At 69.4% G+C, this 13,832-nt stretch carries 15 protein-coding genes; 5 read left to right on the forward strand and 10 right to left on the reverse strand.

All coding sequences use genetic code 11. The features are described 5' to 3' along the window. The first annotated feature begins 16 nt into the window (after positions 1-16). Positions 17-1,192 (forward strand): AI-2E family transporter, encoded by a 1,176-nt coding sequence (locus BN1193_RS06095; RefSeq protein WP_040164887.1) that lies wholly within the window; start codon positions 17-19, stop codon positions 1,190-1,192. Next, a complete protein-coding gene (ilvA, locus tag BN1193_RS06100; RefSeq protein ID WP_040164888.1) occupies positions 1,189-2,421 on the forward strand; it encodes a threonine ammonia-lyase in 1,233 nt (410 codons plus the stop codon). The genes BN1193_RS06095 and ilvA overlap by 4 nt, the downstream gene beginning before the upstream one ends. 102 nt (positions 2,422-2,523) lie before the next feature. On the opposite strand, the gene greA is transcribed toward ilvA, so the two are convergent. Further along, positions 2,524-3,015, reverse strand: a complete 492-nt coding sequence (gene greA / locus BN1193_RS06105; protein ID WP_040164890.1) for a transcription elongation factor GreA — start codon at positions 3,013-3,015, stop codon at positions 2,524-2,526. 81 nt (positions 3,016-3,096) lie between these two features. Then, a complete protein-coding gene (locus tag BN1193_RS06110; RefSeq protein ID WP_040164892.1) occupies positions 3,097-3,492 on the reverse strand; it encodes a DUF4307 domain-containing protein in 396 nt (131 codons plus the stop codon). Positions 3,493-3,556: 64 nt separating this feature from the next. Here BN1193_RS06110 and BN1193_RS06115 point away from each other — a divergent pair, with 64 nt between their 5' ends. Next, positions 3,557-3,874, forward strand: coding sequence for a hypothetical protein (locus BN1193_RS06115; protein ID WP_040164893.1), 318 nt, complete (start codon positions 3,557-3,559; stop codon positions 3,872-3,874). A gap of 10 nt (positions 3,875-3,884) precedes the next feature. Here the strand turns inward: BN1193_RS06115 and trhA are convergent, their stop codons facing one another. Next, the gene (gene trhA / locus BN1193_RS06120) at positions 3,885-4,622 is read right to left on the reverse strand and encodes a PAQR family membrane homeostasis protein TrhA (RefSeq protein WP_052460498.1); all 738 of its coding nucleotides are present in this window, start codon (positions 4,620-4,622) and stop codon (positions 3,885-3,887) included. 68 nt (positions 4,623-4,690) lie between these two features. Here trhA and BN1193_RS06125 point away from each other — a divergent pair, with 68 nt between their 5' ends. Next, the gene (locus tag BN1193_RS06125; RefSeq protein WP_040164895.1) at positions 4,691-5,476 is read left to right on the forward strand and encodes an isoprenyl transferase; all 786 of its coding nucleotides are present in this window, start codon (positions 4,691-4,693) and stop codon (positions 5,474-5,476) included. Between the two features lie 291 nt (positions 5,477-5,767). After that, complete coding sequence (locus BN1193_RS06130) at positions 5,768-7,087, forward strand: PhoH family protein (protein ID WP_230206467.1); 1,320 nt, start codon at positions 5,768-5,770, stop codon at positions 7,085-7,087. 228 nt (positions 7,088-7,315) lie between these two features. Here BN1193_RS06130 and BN1193_RS06135 read toward each other — a convergent pair whose 3' ends face one another. From BN1193_RS06135 to xseA, 7 genes are read right to left on the reverse strand one after another with little or no spacing between them, the layout of a single operon-like run. Next, entirely contained in the window at positions 7,316-7,975 is a 660-nt protein-coding gene (locus BN1193_RS06135; RefSeq protein WP_040164898.1) for a response regulator transcription factor, read from the reverse strand. Next, complete coding sequence (locus BN1193_RS06140) at positions 7,972-9,531, reverse strand: sensor histidine kinase (RefSeq protein WP_040164900.1); 1,560 nt, start codon at positions 9,529-9,531, stop codon at positions 7,972-7,974. The genes BN1193_RS06135 and BN1193_RS06140 overlap by 4 nt, the downstream gene beginning before the upstream one ends. A 49-nt stretch (positions 9,532-9,580) precedes the next feature. Further along, positions 9,581-10,975: a class II fumarate hydratase gene (locus tag BN1193_RS06145; RefSeq protein ID WP_040164903.1), complete on the reverse strand. Its 1,395-nt coding sequence runs from the start codon at positions 10,973-10,975 to the stop codon at positions 9,581-9,583. Between the two features lie 28 nt (positions 10,976-11,003). After that, positions 11,004-11,648 carry a carbonic anhydrase gene (locus tag BN1193_RS06150; protein WP_040164905.1) on the reverse strand — a complete coding sequence of 215 codons (645 nt, stop codon included), beginning with the start codon at positions 11,646-11,648 and terminating at the stop codon, positions 11,004-11,006. Beyond that, a complete protein-coding gene (locus tag BN1193_RS06155) occupies positions 11,645-12,301 on the reverse strand; it encodes a DUF4245 family protein (protein WP_040164907.1) in 657 nt (218 codons plus the stop codon). The genes BN1193_RS06150 and BN1193_RS06155 overlap by 4 nt, the downstream gene beginning before the upstream one ends. Next, positions 12,301-12,537 (reverse strand): exodeoxyribonuclease VII small subunit, encoded by a 237-nt coding sequence (locus BN1193_RS06160; protein ID WP_094770314.1) that lies wholly within the window; start codon positions 12,535-12,537, stop codon positions 12,301-12,303. The genes BN1193_RS06155 and BN1193_RS06160 overlap by 1 nt, the downstream gene beginning before the upstream one ends. 1 nt (position 12,538) lies before the next feature. Continuing rightward, complete coding sequence (xseA, locus tag BN1193_RS06165; RefSeq protein ID WP_040164909.1) at positions 12,539-13,816, reverse strand: exodeoxyribonuclease VII large subunit; 1,278 nt, start codon at positions 13,814-13,816, stop codon at positions 12,539-12,541. Between the last annotated feature and the right edge of the window lie 16 nt (positions 13,817-13,832).

Raw genomic sequence — 13,832 nt, forward strand, 5'->3', positions numbered from 1 at the left:
GCCCTAAGCTGGGAGGATGACCGACCAGAGCGACCGTCCCGGCTTCTGGGACGCCGTCCGAAACCGCGTCGTCTCCTCCGCCGAGGCCGAGCAGGTCCCGTCGGCGCTGCGGATCACGACCGCCTACGCGTGGCGCCTGCTCGTGATCGCGGGGGCGATCGCGGTGATCGTGTGGCTCGTGATCCAGCTGAAGCTGCTCGTGGTCCCGATCCTCGTCGCCCTGCTGCTGACCGCGCTGCTCTCCCCGGCGTTCACCTTCATGCTGCGGCATCGGTTCCCGCGCTGGCTCGCGATCGTGATCTCCGTCGTGGGCACGCTCGCGATCGTCACCGGGCTGCTGTGGCTCGCGATCTGGCAGATCTCGCAGCAGTGGGACGGGGTCCGCGACCGCGCCGAGGAGGGGATCGAGCAGCTGCGGGTGTACCTCATGAACGGCCCACTGAAGCTCTCCGAAACGCAGCTCAATGACTACGTGCAGAAGGGCCTCAACCTGATCCAGGGGCAGGTCGACCTGCTCCTGAACGGCGCGCTCGCCATCGGAACGACCGCGGCGCACGTCGCCACCGGGGCTCTGCTCGCCCTGTTCGTCCTGCTCTGCGTCCTCTTCGACGGTGCCGGTATCTGGCGCTGGGTCGTGCGCTTGTTCCCGCGCCGCGCCCGCGCGGCCGCTGACGGCGCCGCCCGGATGGGCTGGACGACCGTGGTCAACTACGCCCGTACCCAGCTGATCGTCGCGGTCATCGACGCGGTCGGCATCGGTCTCGGCGCGTTCCTGCTCGGCGTTCCGCTGGCCGTACCGATCGGCATCCTCGTCTTCCTCGGCGCGTTCATCCCGATCGTGGGGGCGGTGCTGACCGGCATCATCGCCGTCGTCATCGCGCTCGCGTACAACGGTGCCTGGATCGCCCTGGCGATGCTCGCCGTCGTCCTGCTCGTCCAGCAGGTCGAGGGCCACGTGCTGCAACCGTTCCTGATGGGTGCAGCCGTGAAGGTGCACCCGCTGGCCGTGGTGCTCTCGGTCGCCGGTGGTGCCATGATCGCCGGCATCCCCGGCGCCCTCTTCGCGGTTCCCCTGGCCGCGTTCGTCAACGTCGTCGCGGTGGCCCTCGCCACCGGGGCCTGGCGCGGCGGACACGTGCAGGAAGGCCAGTTGATCTGGCAGACGATTCCGAGAGAAAGGCGGGCCCGATGACTGCCGGACCCACGCTGTCCGACATCGAGCTCGCGGCACAGGAGCTGTCCACGCACATCTCCCGCACGCCGCTGGAGTACTCGCAGAACCTCTCCGACGTCCTCGGTGCGCCCGTGCACCTGAAGATGGAGAACCTGCAGCGCACCGGATCGTTCAAGGTCCGTGGCGCGACGTACCGGCTCCTGCACCTGACCGACGAGGAGCGCGCCCGCGGTGTTGTGGCCGCTTCGGCCGGGAACCACGCACAGGGCGTCGCACTGGCCGCGCGAGAGCTCGGTATTCCGGCGACGATCTTCATGCCCCTCGGCGTGCCCGTGCCGAAGCTGCTGTCCACCCGGGGTTACGGCGCGGAGGTCATCCTGGAGGGTGAGACGGTGGAGACGCCGCTGCGCCTGGCCCAGGAGTTCGCCGAGCGCACGGGCGCGGTCTTCATCCCGCCGTACGACAACCTCGACGTCGTGACCGGTCAGGGCACGCTGGGCCTGGAGATCATGGACCAGCTTCCGGAGGTCGACACGATCCTCGTCGGCATCGGCGGCGGTGGACTGATCGCCGGCGTCGCGGTGGCCGCCAAGGCGCGCGCGGCGGCGGCCGGACGCACCGTGCGGATCATCGGGGTGCAGGCCGAGAACGCGGCCCCGTTCGTGCCCTCGATGGCTGCGGGGGAGCCGATCGAGGTGGTCACGAAACCCACGATCGCCGACGGCATCCTCGTCGCCCGTCCGGGTGACATCCCGTTCGCGATCATCAAGGACCTCGTCGACGAAGTCGTCACGGTCTCCGATGACGACATCGCCCGCGCGATCGTCGTCCTCATGGAGCGGGCCAAGGTCGTGGTCGAGCCGGCCGGTGCGGTCGGGATCGCCGCTCTCCTGGCCGGGAAGATCACCGCCACCGGACCGACGGTGTCGGTCCTCTCCGGCGGCAACATCGACCCGTTGCTGCTGCAACGCGTGATCGCGCACGGCCTGGTGGCGTCCGGACGTTACATGACGATCCGCGTGCCGCTCCCGGACCGCCCCGGCCAGCTCTCCCGCGTGTCCGAGATCATCTCGCAGGCCGGGGCCAACGTCGTCGAGGTGCTGCACACACGCCACGGCCAAGGAATGCAGATCTCGCAGGTGATCCTGCAGATCTCGGTGGAGACGCGCGGGCTGGAGCACCAGGCGCTCACCCTGCAGGCACTGCGTGACGCGGGCTTCGCCCCCGAGGAGATCGTGGACGCCTGACTCCGCCGACCCCGTCAGCGAAACACCCAGGCACGTCCGGAACACCCCGCAATGCGGGAGGTTTCGGACGTGCCTGGGTGTCTCGCGAGAAGGAGCGGGGGGTTACTGACCGGTGTACGTCTCGACCTTGATGACCTCGACGGTGATCTGCTTGCCGTTAGGGGCCTCGTAGGACGTGGACTCGCCCTCCTTCAGGCCGAGGACGGCAGCACCGAGCGGGCTGGCCTCGCTGTAGACGTCGAGGTCGCCGTCGGCGGCGATCTCGCGGCTGCCGAGGAGGAAGACCTCCTCGCCACCGGCGACGTTGGCCGTGACGACGGTGCCCGGCTCGACGACTCCGCTGCTCTCCGGGGCGACGCCGACCTTGGCGTTCTTCAACAGCGCCTGCAGCGTGCGGATCCGCGCCTCCTGCTTACCCTGCTCGTCCTTCGCGGCGTGGTAACCGCCGTTCTCCTTGAGGTCGCCCTCTTCGCGCGCCGCTTCGATGCGCTTGGCGATCTCATCGCGTCCGGTGGTGGACAGCTGCTCGAGCTCGGCGGCGAGACGGTCGTACGCCTCCTGCGTGAGGAACGGGACCTGTGCGTCGTCGGTCATGACGGGACTCCTTCCCGGAAGGGAACGGTGAATACGGAAGACGCCCCGGCGTGGTGCGGGGCGTCGGTGAGTGGGACCAGTCTAGGAAACCCAACACCCTTCGACCAAACCGGTCGTCGCTTCGGCGACCGTTCGGATGGTCTCCGTCGTGGTCTGCGCGTGGGTCTGGCCGGCCGGAAAGCGGATGACGCGGTACCCCACGACGCCGAATTCGGTGTCCTGCGCGGCCAGAGCGCAGGTGACGTCGGTGGTCGTCGGAGCGGAGAACTGGAACCGTACGGTGACGGTGTGCTCGTCGACCACCTGGAATCCGAGACCGTCGACCGAGACGTTGTAGAGGGAACTCTGAACGGTCGTCCAACCGAGGTAACCGATGGCGGCGGCCGCGATGACGCCCACGACGACCCACCACGTACGCCGTCGGCGCGGGCTGCGCACGCGCCCGTATCGGTCGTCGAGTTCGGCGGTGGTCGTCATGAGGTCCGTTCGAAGATTAGGCTTGATTCCAGGCTATCCCGGAAAGCCTTGGAGAGAAGACGTGATGCGACCCCTCGATGCCCTGCTGCTGGCGGCTGCGACTCCGGAGCCGACGCCGACGATGACGGTTCCGGCCGAAAGCGTCACGCCGGGACCGGCCGGCGTCATCTGGATCGCGATCATCGTGATCGCCGTGTTCCTCCTGGTGTGGGACATGCAGCGACGGGTTCGCCGCACCCGCTACCGCGCCGAGGTCGCCGCAGAACTGGACGCGGAGCAGGCCGCCGCCGCGGCTGACGCGTCGGCTGTGGACGACCAGTTCGTGGACGCGGACCAGAGCGAGCAGCCCTCGGACCTCGAGCCGCCCGCTCCGCGCAGCTGACCCGCGGCGGTCAGCCCGGCATTCCCAGCGAGGGCACCACCGGGTGCATCGCGATCAGCAGGCACGCGACCCAGTGGCACAGGAACGCCAGCACCGTGCAGACGTGGAAGATCTCGTGGAACCCGAAGCGTCCCGGCCACGGGTTCGGGCGCTTGAGCGCGTAGACGATCGCACCACCGGTGTACAGCAGGCCGCCGGCGATGACGAGGATCATCATCGCCGCGTCCGCGTTCCACAGATCCACGATGTACATCACCGCAGCCCACCCCAGGGCGAGGTAGATCGCGACGTACAGCCAGCGCGGCGCGTTGATCCAGAAGACCCGGAACAGGATGCCCAGCAGTGCCCCGCTCCACACCAGGACGAGCAGGAGCGTGCCCTTCTGCGGTGGCAGGGCCATCACCGCGAGCGGGGTGTAGGTGCCGGCGATCAGCAGCAGGATGTTCGCGTGGTCGATGCGCTTGAGGACCAGCTTGGTCTTCGGACCCCAGTTGAAGCGGTGGTACAGCGCGGAGTTGCCGAACAGCAGCATGGACGAGGCCATGAAAACGGCGCTCGCCCACTTGCCGGGGGTCCCGTGCGTGAGGCAGATCAGCACGATGCCGGCCGCGATGGTCACCGGGAAGGTGCCGGCGTGGATCCAGCCGCGCCAGGTCGGCTTGACCTCCTCCGCGGCGGCGTCGGCCGCGTCCTCCAGGAGGGGGAGGTGAGGAAGGTCGACGTCGTCGGACTCAGTGTCAGGGGCCACGAGACCGAGAATAGGCCACCCACCATTCCCGAAGCCGTACATAGGGGTCGGCACGGTAGCGTAGGGACGTGAGTGGACGTCGTGGATCAGCGGGCTCGGGCTTCCTGTACCGCCTGTACGGTTCTCGGCTGCGTCGTGAGCTGACCCCGGAGCAGGTCCCCGCCCACGTGGCGATGATGATCGACGGCAATCGGCGCTGGGCGCGGCAGCTCGGCTACGCGACCGCCGCGGAGGGCCACCGTGCGGGCGCCGCCAAGATGCAGGAGTTCCTGGGCTGGTGCGATGACCTCGGAATCGGGGTCGCGTCGCTGTACCTGCTCTCCGCCGACAACCTCCGCAAGCGGGACTCGCAGGAACTCGATGACCTGATCCAGATCATCGCCGAACTCGCCGATTGGCTCTCGAAGGCTCGGGACTGGCGGGTGCAGATCGTCGGCCGACTCGAACTGCTGCCGCCCGAGTTGGCGCGCGTGCTCCGGGAGGCGTCCGAACGAACGGCCGAGAACGTCGGAATGCACGTGAATCTGGCCGTCGGCTATGGCGGGCGCAACGAGATCGTGGACGCGGTGCGGCGCATCGTCGCCAAGCACGACGCCGCCGGGGCGTCCATGGAGGAGCTTGCGGCCAACCTCACGCCGGAGAGCATCGGCGAGCACCTCTACACGGGCGGTCAGCCGGATCCGGACCTGGTGATCCGGACCTCCGGTGAGCAGCGCCTCAGCGACTTCCTGCTGTGGCAGAGCGCCCACAGTGAGTTCTACTTCGTCGAGGCGCTGGGCCCGGACCTGCGCAAGGTCGACTTCCTGCGCGCGATCCGCGACTACGCGCATCGGGACCGCCGCTTCGGCAGCTGACACCGTGCGCGAACGGTCGCTGCTCGCGGACGCGTTGGCCGGGATGCGGACCCGCTGAGACGCGCGAGCGCAACCCGACGTTCACCGGATCGTCGCCGACACGCCGGGCGTGTCCGTCGGCGCACCCGGGCGCGTTCGGGTTAACGTTCCAGCAACGGGCAGAGCGCCCGTTCGGGTCGGCCTTCGGTTTCACGACTCGTGGGTTCGTGGCCGACACGGTGAGCCGGGTGAAACACCCGGGTCGGGAGTCGGGCTGTGACCAATGCGACACGACAGCAGAGCCAGCGCCGGGTGGCGGGGGAGAGGGACCGGTCGGACACCGACCTGCGCACCTACGTCCTGGACACCTCCGTCCTGCTGAGCGATCCGCGAGCGTTCTTCCGCTTCGCCGAGCACTCCGTCGTCATCCCCGTGGTGGTGATCTCGGAGCTCGAGGGCAAACGGAACGATCCGGAGCTCGGCTACTTCGCCCGACAGGCGCTGCGCCATCTCGATGACCTGCGGGTGGAGCACGGCCGACTGGACTTCGCGGTTCCGACCGCCGCCGGCGGAACGCTGCGGGTGGATCTCGCCGGCGGCGACCCGAGCGTGCTCCCCGCCGGCCTCCGGCTGAGCGATAACGACACCCGCATCCTCGCGGTCGCAATGAGCCTCGCGTCCGGGGGCGAGGATGTCACCATCGTGTCGAAGGACCTGCCGATGCGCGTCAAGGCCGCCTCCATCGGCCTGAGCGCCGAGGAGTACCTGGCTGAGCAGGCCGTGGACTCCGGTTGGAGCGGCATGGCCGAGCTCACCCTCGGTTCGGACGAGATCGCCGATCTGTACGAATCGGAGATCGGCACCAGTGACGAGGTCCGTGGCCTTCCGGTGAACACCGGGCTGGTCCTGCACTCGGATCGCGGATCGGCACTGGCCCGCATCGTGGGCGACGGTGAGTTCCGTCTCGTGCGTGGCGACCGAGAGGTCTTCGGACTGCACGGCCGGTCCGCCGAGCAGCGGGTCGCCATCGATCTGCTGCTGGACCCCGAGGTCGGCATCGTCTCGCTCGGCGGACGCGCCGGGACCGGCAAGTCCGCGCTCGCGCTGTGCGCGGGACTCGAGGCCGTCCTGGAGCGGCAGACGCAGAAGAAGATCATCGTCTTCCGGCCGCTGTTCGCCGTCGGCGGGCAAGAACTGGGATACCTGCCCGGTGACCAGGGCGAGAAGATGTCGCCGTGGGGTCAGGCGGTGTTCGACACGCTGGGCTCGGTGGTCAGCGGCAACGTGCTCGAGGAGGTCATGGCGCGCGGACTGCTCGAAGTCCTGCCGCTCACGCACATCCGTGGTCGGTCTCTGCACGACGCGTTCGTCATCGTGGACGAGGCGCAGTCCCTCGAGCGCAACGTGCTGCTGACCGTGCTGAGTCGCATGGGTCAGAACGCCCGCGTGGTGCTCACGCACGACGTCGCGCAGCGCGACAACCTGCGCGTGGGGCGGCACGACGGCGTCGCCTCCGTGATCGAGACCCTCAAGGGGAACGACCTGTTCGCGCACGTCACGCTGACGCGCTCGGAGCGCTCCGCCATCGCCGCGCTGGTGACCGACCTGCTGGAATCGGATGAGCTGTACTGACCGAGGGGTCCGGGCGGCGTGAGAACAGTCTCATGGCCAGACGAGCCCGATTCGGGTCGATGTCCCTGAGAATCGAGGTGCGGCCCTTGGGTCGTGATCCCGTCTCCCCGGGATGAAAACAGGTGAGAGTTCAGCCGGCCGACGCGATCGTGTCAGCCGCTGGGACGGTTTCGGGTCCGTCTTCCTCTCATTCGGCCCCCGGTGCCTCGGCATCGGGGGCCGGTCTGTTCAGAGCCAGCGGTAGCCGGCGCCGCGCACCGTCTCAATGCGTTCCGCCCCGAACTTTCCCCGCAGATAACGGACGTAGACATCCACGACGTTCGAGCCCGGATCGAAATCGAGACCCCAGACGCGGCTGAGCAGCTGCTCGCGGCTCAGCGTCTTGCCGGGGTTGCGCAGGAACTGCTCGGCGAGCGCGAACTCGCGCGCCGACAGGTCGATCTCGCGGCCGCTCGCGACCGCGCGGCGGCTCAGCATGTCCAGCGTGACGTCGCGGTGCGTGACCGTCATCGGGGCGGTGGCGGTGCTGCTGTCGCGGATGCGGGTGCGCACGCGCGCGAGCAGCTCGTCGAACTTGAACGGCTTCGGGATGTAATCGTTCGCACCGGCGTCCAGGCCCTCGACGGTGTCGCGCGTCGACGTGCGCGCCGTCAGCATGATGACCGGGAGCGTGGAGCCCTGCCCGCGGAGACTCGCCAGGACGTCGAAACCGTCCATCGTCGGCAATCCGACATCCAGCAGCAGGAGGCCGTAGTCGCCGGTCATCGCCAGCCGCAGGGCCTCTGCGCCGTCTTCGACGATCTGCGTGTCGTAGCCGGCTGATTCAAGTCCCTTGCTCACGAAGGACGAGATTCGTGGCTCGTCCTCGGCGATGAGAATGGCGGTCATCCGGTTTCCTCTCGCTGGATCACGGTCCCCGCGCGGATGGGCTCGGGGAGCGTTGTCGCCGACCGTCCCCACTGCAGCGGGATCCGGATGATGAAGGTGGCTCCGCCACCAGGCGTCTCTGCGACAGTACAGGAGCCACCGTGGGACCGAGCGATGGTTTCGACGATGGCGAGGCCGAGACCCGAACCGCCGACGTCGCGACGCCCGCCACCACGATCGAAACGGCGGAAGATGCGATGCCGGAGCGCCGGAGCGATTCCGGGACCGTGGTCGCGAGTCCAGAGGTCCACGGCGTCACCGGTGACCGTGCTGCCGATCTCTATCGGCGATCCGGACGGGGTGTACTTCACGGCGTTGTCGGCCAGCGCCAGCCACGCCTGCAGCAGCCGGTCCGCGTTGCCGCGCACCATGACCGGGGCGCGGTCGGACACAGCCCAGGGATGACCGGGGAGCACGACCACGCGGTCGCCGACGCGGTCGGTCAACGTGGCGATGTCGACCGCTCCCATCGTGTACTCATCGTCCTCGACCGTCGCGAGCAGATCGATGTCCTCCACGAGCCGCGCCATGCGGTCGAGCTCGGAGATGCCGATCTCGCGGGCGGCTTCCACGTCGGCGGCATCGGCGCTGTTCATGATCTCGAGATGGCCGCGAACGATGGTGATCGGCGTCTTCAATTCATGGCGGACGTCATCCAGCAGGCGGCGCTGCGCCTCCGTGGAACCCTCCAGCAGGTCAAGGACATCGCCGACGGACTCCGGGCGGAGCGCGACCGGTGCCGGGCGCCGCACGGGCGCGGGATGGGTGCCGGAGACCGGCGGCGGCGGCGGGGGCGTCGTTCCTCCCGGGGACGAGGCCGCCGCGGGGGGAGCGGCGGTGTCTGCGGCGCCCACGGCGCGCTGGGCCGCCCGCGCGGAGGTACCCAGCAGGAACCAGGTCGCCACGCCGATCGGAATGAGCGCGAGCAGGACGCCGAGGCTGAAGGTCAGCACCCCGTCCCGGAGCTGCGTGAGGCTGGTCTTGATCAGGATCGCCCGCACGTACACCATCGTCGGCGACGTGTCCGTGCCCACCGTGATGGGCACGGCGAGGTAGCGCAACGGTCCGGCGTCGATGTCGATCGTGCCGCTGACGGCCGTGCCGGCGGAGGCTGCCTCCTTGGCGATCCCGCGAATCAGCGCGGAATCCGCGGACAGGGCCACCCGTGCGTCGGCAGCGGAGCGGGACACGATCTGGCCGTCGACGACGCCGAGTGCGACCTCGCTCGGACCGAGCGGTGAGGCCGTGACCAGCTCGTCGAGGAAGACCAGCGGCTCCGCGCCGCCCGCGTTCGGCTTGAGGACGGTGTCGCCGTCCACCGTGGTCAGCACGCCGGAGCGATCCTCCGCGTCCGTTCCGAGTGCGGAGCGCAACCGCGCATCCGCGTCCGTGATGATGCGTTGGTTCATCACGAGGAAGGTGACCACACCCACCGCGACGAACACGAGCAGCACGACGGCGAGAATCGCGAGAAGCGACTGCCGGCGTGCCGACGCGCTTCCACCGGCCGTGGCCATCATCCGATTATGCCGGGTGAGCGCCCGCGGCGCCCACCCGGCCGCAGGGTCAACCTGCGTGAGTCATCGACAGCAGGTCGAGCTTCTCGTCCAGCTGCGCTTCGGTCAGCTCTCCGCGCTCGACATAGCCGAGATCCAGGACCGCCTCGCGAACGGTGATGCCCTTCGCGACGGCGTGCTTGGCGATCTTCGCGGCCGCCTCGTAGCCGATCAGCTTGTTCAGCGGCGTGACGATCGAGGGAGACATGCCCGCGAACGCGGCGGCCCGCTCGAGGTTGGCCTCGAGACCGTCAACGGTCTTGTCGGCGAGAACGCGCATGGCGTTGGCGAGCAGACGGATCGACTCCAGCAGCGCCGTCCCCATCACCGGGATCGCGACGTTCAGCTCGAACGAGCCGGAGGCGCCGGCCCACGCGACGGTGGCGTCATTGCCGATGACGCGAGCACACACCATCAGGGTGGCCTCCGGCACGACCGGGTTGACCTTGCCGGGCATGATCGACGAACCCGGCTGCAGGTCCGGGATGTGCAGCTCGCCGAGGCCCGTGTTCGGCCCCGAGCCCATCCAGCGCAGGTCGTTGTTGATCTTGGTCAGCGAGACGGCGATGGTCCGCAGCGCACCGGAGGTCTCAACCAGACCGTCCCGGTTGGCCTGAGCCTCGAAGTGGTCCTCCGCCTCGGTGATCGGCAGGCCGGTCTCGGCGGAGAGCAGCTCGATGACCTTCTGCGGGAAGCCCAGCGGGGTGTTGATTCCGGTACCGACGGCGGTGCCGCCGAGCGGGACCTCCGCGACGTGGGGGAGAGCGGCCTGGACGCGCTCGATGCCGAGACGCATCTGGCGGGCGTAGCCGCCGAACTCCTGACCCAGCGTGACCGGGGTTGCGTCCATGAGGTGGGTGCGTCCGGACTTGACGGCGTCCTTCCACAGCTCCGCCTTGACATCGAACGCCGCCGCGAGGTGCTCGAGCGCGGGCACCAGGTCCTGGATGAGGGCCTCGGTGACGGCGACGTGCACGGACGTCGGGAAGACGTCGTTGGAGGACTGCGATGCGTTCACGTGGTCGTTCGGGTGCACCGCCTTGCCGAGCTTGCGCGTGGCGAGAGTCGCGAGGACCTCGTTCATGTTCATGTTCGAGGACGTGCCGGACCCGGTCTGGTAGGTGTCCACCGGGAACTGGTCGTCGAACTCGCCCGTGATGACGTCGTCCGCAGCGGCCGCGATCGCGTCGGCGATGTCGCCGTCGAGCGTGCCCAGCTCCTTGTTCGCCAGCGCCGCGGCCTTCTTGATGCGCGCGAGCGCGGCGATCTGGCGCGACTCGAGGCCCTTGCCGGAGATCGGGAAGTTCTCGACGGCGCGCTGGGTCTGGGCCGAGTAGAGCGCGTTCACGGGAACGCGGACCTCGCCCATCGTGTCGTGCTCGATACGGTATTCGGTGTCAGCCACGTGGCCTCTCCTTGCTTTCTCGGTTTGTTCAGGCGCTCGCGTCGGCGAGGCCCACGGCGAAGTCCGCGACCGCTTCGCCCTCGGCGAGTCGGTAGTTCGCGGCGACGATGGCGAGGCGGCCCTCGGCGACCGCCTCGGAGATCAGTTCGGACGACTGCAGGATCTCGCCCACGGTCGTGCGCAGGTGCTCGCGTCCGACCAGCTCGGCCGACACGGTCGCGGAGGTGGTCCTGGTGTCACGCATCGACTTCTGCACGGCCGGCACGATCGGTGCGATCTGCTTCCACACCTGCGGCGGCAGGACGGGGGCGTCCTCCCCGGTGGCGTCGATGGCGGCGCGGACGGCGCCGCAGGCGTCGTGTCCGAGCACGACGATCAGCGGCACACCGAGCGCCGCGACGGCGTACTCGAGCGAGCCCAGCACCGACGGCGAGACGACCTGGCCGGCGTTGCGGATGACGAACAGATCGCCCAGGCCCTCGTCGAAGATGATCTCGGCGGCCAGTCGCGAGTCGGCGCAGCCGAACAGGGCGGCGTGCGGCCGCTGCGCGGCGGTGAGTTCGTGGCGTCGCTCGACGCCCTGGCGGGGGTGGCGGGGGGTTCCGGCGACGAAGCGTCGGTTGCCGTCGACCATCTCGGCCCAGGCCTGGGTCGGTGTGGGGTTGTAGCTCATTGCTTGGCCGCCTCCAGCGTGACGAGCTGCGGCGCGAGGTTCGCGGCGTAGCGCTCGATGTTCTTCATGCTCGCCGCGCCGAACAGCAGGACGTAGTCCGGGCCGGCCTGCGTGCCGAGGGCGTTCGTGACGTTCTTGCTGTCGGCGGTGTCCGGGATGCGGTATTTCGTCCACGTCACGCCGTCGACCACGACCGTGCCGTCGGCGCGTGCTCCCGAGACCACGGTTCCGACGATCGCGTCCGTCGTGTCGAAGACCTGATTCAGCGTCACGAAACCGGCGATGTCGCTGTCCTTATCGGGAGCGTAGGTGACCGTCCAGCTCTGCGGGAGGTCGTCGCCGAGCTCGGCGACGTTGACCTGCCACCCGGTCAGCGGTTCGACGGCGACGACGGGCCGGTCACGGTCCGCCGTGGCGCGTTCGGCGATCGCCACCGGGTCCTTCGCGGGTGCCGCGGCGAGATCTCCACGCGGGACGATCGCGATGATCACCACCACGATGGCGATGGTGACCAGCAGCGCCCCGATGAGGGCGCGGAAGGTCTGGCTGGACCGGTAAGCGGCGGAGGACTCGGCTTTGCGCGCCGCCGTCTCCGCAGGGGTTTCCGGACGGCCGAGTTCGGCGACGATCCGCCCGGAGGGGCCGGAGGCCATCAGGCGTCTCCTCCGACGGGGCCGCGGGCCGCATCCAGACGCTGCTTCGCGCCGACGAGCCACTGCTCGCAGCGATCAGCGAGCGCCTCGCCGCGCTCCCAGAGAGCGAGCGAGCGTTCCAGCGTCGGCGCACCCTGCTCGAGCTGAGCGACCACCTGGGCGAGTTCGTCCCGGGCCTGCTCGAAGGAGAGTTCGCTGACCTCGACGGGAGTCACGGCGTCGGTCATGGCATCCATCCTAGTTGCGTCCGGGCGATGACTCGGCCGGCGCCGGACCGCCCGAGATCGCGGTGATCGTGCCGTCCGCGAGGCGGACGTGCAGCGGGGTTCCGTCGGGCGCGTCGGCGGCCGCGCGCACGATGCCGTCGCCGTCCCGTTGCACGATGGCGTAACCGCGCTCCAGCGTGAGCTGCGGGGAGATGGCGGTGAGGGTCGCGCGGAGCCGGGCCACCTCGCCGCCGGCCTGCTCCCACGCGAGGCGGGCCGCGGCCCGGGTCCGCGAGAGGGCCTGTTCGATCACCAGCTGGCGATCGTGGAGCAGCCGCTCCGGCTGACGCAGCACCGGTCGGGACCGAAGCTGCTCGATCGTGTGCGCGTGGTGGGTGAGCACACTGGAGAGACGATTCGTGATGCGGGCGCGGGCGTCGCGGACGGCGGCGAGCTGCTCGGAGACGTCCGGCACGACGCGCTTGGCGGCGTCGGTCGGTGTGGAGGCGCGGAGGTCGGCGACCTCATCCAGCAGCGGACGGTCGTTCTCGTGGCCGATCGCGCTGACCACGGGAGTGTCGAGCGCCGCCACGGCGCGGAGGAGGCGCTCGTCGCTGAACGGCAGCAGGTCCTGGAAGTCGCCACCGCCGCGGGCGATGATGATGACGTCCACGGCGGGGTCCAGGTCCAGAGTGCGCAGCGCCGCGAGAACGTCCGGGACGCACCGATCACCCTGGACGGACGCGTGCTCCACGCGGAATTCGACGTGCGGCCAGCGCAGCTCGGCGTTGCGCAGGACGTCCTTCTCCGCATCGGTGGCGCGGCCGGTGATGAGTCCGATCCGGTGGGGGAGGAAGGGCAGCCGGCGCTTGCGGGCGGGGTCGAAGAGTCCCTCCTCGCGCAGAGTGCGTCGCAGCAGCTCGAGCTTTTCCAGGAGGTCGCCGAGGCCGACGTGCTTCATGCTCGACACGACGAAGGACAGCTCGCCGCGCTGGACCCGGTACTCGGGCTTCACGCAGACGACGACACGGTCGCCGACGGCGATGTCCTTCGGAATCCGGTTCCGGACGCTGGACCAGACCACGAGGCGGACGGCGGCATCGCCGGAGAGGTCACGCAGCGTGGCGAAGGTGCCCACCGCACGCTGGTTCCACTCCGTGATCTCACCCTCGACCCACGGGGAGCCGAGCCGGGCGATGTAGTCACGCATCGAGCGGCCGAGATCGCCCACCTGGCACGGAGCGTCCGGCGTGGAATCGCGGGGGCTCACCGGCGGGCTGAACTGCGGTCGCGGCGCGGCGTCGGCCATGAGTTCCTCTCCGGGG

This window comes from Microbacterium gorillae (genome assembly GCF_000826185.2).
Taxonomy (GTDB): domain Bacteria; phylum Actinomycetota; class Actinomycetes; order Actinomycetales; family Microbacteriaceae; genus Microbacterium; species Microbacterium gorillae.

Bases quoted from the DNA above. Each gene is read 5' to 3' on its own strand.
- BN1193_RS06135 (WP_040164898.1), bottom strand. From the start codon at position 7,975: ATGACCGCCATTCTCATCGCCGAGGACGAGCCACGAATCTCGTCCTTC.
- BN1193_RS06150 (WP_040164905.1), bottom strand. From the start codon at position 11,648: ATGAGCTACAACCCCACACCGACCCAGGCCTGGGCCGAGATGGTCGAC.
- BN1193_RS06155 (WP_040164907.1), bottom strand. From the start codon at position 12,301: ATGGCCTCCGGCCCCTCCGGGCGGATCGTCGCCGAACTCGGCCGTCCG.
- greA (WP_040164890.1), bottom strand. From the start codon at position 3,015: ATGACCGACGACGCACAGGTCCCGTTCCTCACGCAGGAGGCGTACGAC.
- ilvA (WP_040164888.1), top strand. From the start codon at position 1,189: ATGACTGCCGGACCCACGCTGTCCGACATCGAGCTCGCGGCACAGGAG.
- BN1193_RS06110 (WP_040164892.1), bottom strand. From the start codon at position 3,492: ATGACGACCACCGCCGAACTCGACGACCGATACGGGCGCGTGCGCAGC.
- xseA (WP_040164909.1), bottom strand. From the start codon at position 13,816: ATGGCCGACGCCGCGCCGCGACCGCAGTTCAGCCCGCCGGTGAGCCCC.
- BN1193_RS06095 (WP_040164887.1), top strand. From the start codon at position 17: ATGACCGACCAGAGCGACCGTCCCGGCTTCTGGGACGCCGTCCGAAAC.
- BN1193_RS06115 (WP_040164893.1), top strand. From the start codon at position 3,557: ATGCGACCCCTCGATGCCCTGCTGCTGGCGGCTGCGACTCCGGAGCCG.
- BN1193_RS06160 (WP_094770314.1), bottom strand. From the start codon at position 12,537: ATGGATGCCATGACCGACGCCGTGACTCCCGTCGAGGTCAGCGAACTC.
- BN1193_RS06140 (WP_040164900.1), bottom strand. From the start codon at position 9,531: ATGGCCACGGCCGGTGGAAGCGCGTCGGCACGCCGGCAGTCGCTTCTC.